The sequence below is a fragment of the Caldifermentibacillus hisashii genome (genome assembly GCF_039654145.1).
Taxonomy (GTDB): Bacteria; Bacillota; Bacilli; order Bacillales; family Caldibacillaceae; genus Caldifermentibacillus; species Caldifermentibacillus hisashii.
The window spans coordinates 102,501-105,000 of record NZ_CP155467.1; the positions used below are offsets into that span (position 1 = coordinate 102,501).

At 52.4% G+C, this 2,500-nt stretch carries 6 tRNA genes and 1 rRNA gene; all 7 read left to right on the plus strand.

The window, feature by feature from the left end:
* Nucleotides 1-104 precede the first annotated feature (104 nt).
* The 7 genes from NSQ14_RS00475 to NSQ14_RS00505 all read left to right on the plus strand — a co-directional run bounded on the left by NSQ14_RS00475 (nucleotide 105) and on the right by NSQ14_RS00505 (nucleotide 2,410).
* Nucleotides 105-177, plus strand: a tRNA-Lys gene (locus tag NSQ14_RS00475).
* A gap of 103 nt (nucleotides 178-280) precedes the next feature.
* Nucleotides 281-352: transfer RNA gene (locus NSQ14_RS00480), tRNA-Gly, on the plus strand.
* 10 nt (nucleotides 353-362) lie between these two features.
* Nucleotides 363-448: transfer RNA gene (locus tag NSQ14_RS00485), tRNA-Leu, on the plus strand.
* Nucleotides 449-457: 9 nt separating this feature from the next.
* Nucleotides 458-531: transfer RNA gene (locus tag NSQ14_RS00490), tRNA-Arg, on the plus strand.
* Nucleotides 532-541: 10 nt separating this feature from the next.
* A tRNA-Pro gene (locus NSQ14_RS00495) sits at nucleotides 542-615 on the plus strand.
* An 18-nt stretch (nucleotides 616-633) separates the two neighbouring features.
* Nucleotides 634-709: transfer RNA gene (locus NSQ14_RS00500), tRNA-Ala, on the plus strand.
* Nucleotides 710-859: 150 nt separating this feature from the next.
* Nucleotides 860-2,410: ribosomal RNA gene (locus tag NSQ14_RS00505) — 16S ribosomal RNA — on the plus strand.
* Nucleotides 2,411-2,500 lie beyond the last annotated feature (90 nt).

Sequence of the window (2,500 nt, forward strand, 5' to 3'; positions counted from 1 at the left end):
GCGTACCGATCGAGTCGCTTCTTGAATAATCATACTGAGATCGGGACGTCGTAGATGCCCCAGTGAGGTAGCGGCTATTGCTGTAATAACGCAAATATAATAACGAGCCATTAGCTCAGTCGGTAGAGCATCTGACTTTTAATCAGAGGGTCGGAGGTTCGAATCCTCCATGGCTCACTATTGCTGGAGTAGCGGAATTGGTAGATGTACCAATCAGACTTAGAATTTGGCACCGTAAGGTGTGGGGGTTCGGTCCCCTTCACCTGTGTTTTGACTTTATGCGGAAGTAGTTCAGTGGTAGAACACCACCTTGCCAAGGTGGGGGTCGCGGGTTCGAATCCCGTCTTCCGCTCTAGAATATTGCCGGGGTGGCGGAACTGGCAGACGCACAGGACTTAAAATCCTGCGGTAGGTGACTACCGTACCGGTTCGATTCCGGTCCTCGGCATCATTAAGTGCGCCCGTAGCTCAATTGGATAGAGCGTCTGACTACGGATCAGAAGGTTATGGGTTCGACTCCTATCGGGCGCGTTTTTAAATACGGGAAGTAGCTCAGCTTGGTAGAGCACATGGTTTGGGACCATGGGGTCGCAGGTTCAAATCCTGTCTTCCCGACATGTTAAATAAAAACTTGGGGCCTTAGCTCAGCTGGGAGAGCGCCTGCTTTGCACGCAGGAGGTCAGCGGTTCGATCCCGCTAGGCTCCACCAACGAAAAAAGTTGTTGACAAAGCACAAGTTACTTTGGTATAGTAATAAAGTTGCTTTTGAAACATTAATAAATTGAACCTTGAAAACTGAACAAGACAAAGCGTTTTAATAAACCATTTAAGTCAGTTTTAATTTTGAGCAATCAACTCTTTTTTGGAGAGTTTGATCCTGGCTCAGGACGAACGCTGGCGGCGTGCCTAATACATGCAAGTCGAGCGAACCAATAAGAAGCTTGCTTTTTGTTGGTTAGCGGCGGACGGGTGAGTAACACGTGGGTAACCTGCCTGTAAGACCGGGATAACTCCGGGAAACCGGTGCTAATACCGGATAGATTATCTTTCCGCCTGGAGAGATAAGGAAAGATGGCTATTGCCATCACTTACAGATGGGCCCGCGGCGCATTAGCTAGTTGGTGAGGTAACGGCTCACCAAGGCGACGATGCGTAGCCGACCTGAGAGGGTGATCGGCCACACTGGGACTGAGACACGGCCCAGACTCCTACGGGAGGCAGCAGTAGGGAATCTTCCGCAATGGACGAAAGTCTGACGGAGCAACGCCGCGTGAGCGAAGAAGGTCTTCGGATCGTAAAGCTCTGTTGTTAGGGAAGAACAAGTATCGGAGGAAATGCCGGTACCTTGACGGTACCTGACGAGAAAGCCACGGCTAACTACGTGCCAGCAGCCGCGGTAATACGTAGGTGGCAAGCGTTGTCCGGATTTATTGGGCGTAAAGCGCGCGCAGGCGGTCCTTTAAGTCTGATGTGAAATCTTGCGGCTCAACCGCAAGCGGTCATTGGAAACTGGGGGACTTGAGTGCAGAAGAGGAAAGCGGAATTCCACGTGTAGCGGTGAAATGCGTAGAGATGTGGAGGAACACCAGTGGCGAAGGCGGCTTTCTGGTCTGTAACTGACGCTGAGGCGCGAAAGCGTGGGGAGCAAACAGGATTAGATACCCTGGTAGTCCACGCCGTAAACGATGAGTGCTAAGTGTTGGAGGGTTTCCGCCTTTCAGTGCTGCAGCTAACGCATTAAGCACTCCGCCTGGGGAGTACGGTCGCAAGACTGAAACTCAAAGGAATTGACGGGGGCCCGCACAAGCGGTGGAGCATGTGGTTTAATTCGAAGCAACGCGAAGAACCTTACCAGGTCTTGACATCTCCTGACCGCCCTGGAGACAGGGTCTTCCCTTCGGGGACAGGATGACAGGTGGTGCATGGTTGTCGTCAGCTCGTGTCGTGAGATGTTGGGTTAAGTCCCGCAACGAGCGCAACCCTTGGTTCTAGTTGCCAGCATTCAGTTGGGCACTCTAGAGCGACTGCCGGCGACAAGTCGGAGGAAGGTGGGGATGACGTCAAATCATCATGCCCCTTATGACCTGGGCTACACACGTGCTACAATGGATGGTACAAAGGGCAGCGAAGCGGCGACGCATAAGCGAATCCCAGAAAACCATTCTCAGTTCGGATTGCAGGCTGCAACTCGCCTGCATGAAGCCGGAATCGCTAGTAATCGCGGATCAGCATGCCGCGGTGAATACGTTCCCGGGCCTTGTACACACCGCCCGTCACACCACGAGAGTTTGTAACACCCGAAGTCGGTGAGGTAACCGCAAGGAGCCAGCCGCCGAAGGTGGGACAGATGATTGGGGTGAAGTCGTAACAAGGTAGCCGTATCGGAAGGTGCGGCTGGATCACCTCCTTTCTAAGGAAAACGAAAGGCTGAGGCGACTCAAGTAAAATCACAGATTTTACTTTGCGAGGTAATGCTGACGAAGCGTTCCTTATGCTCAGC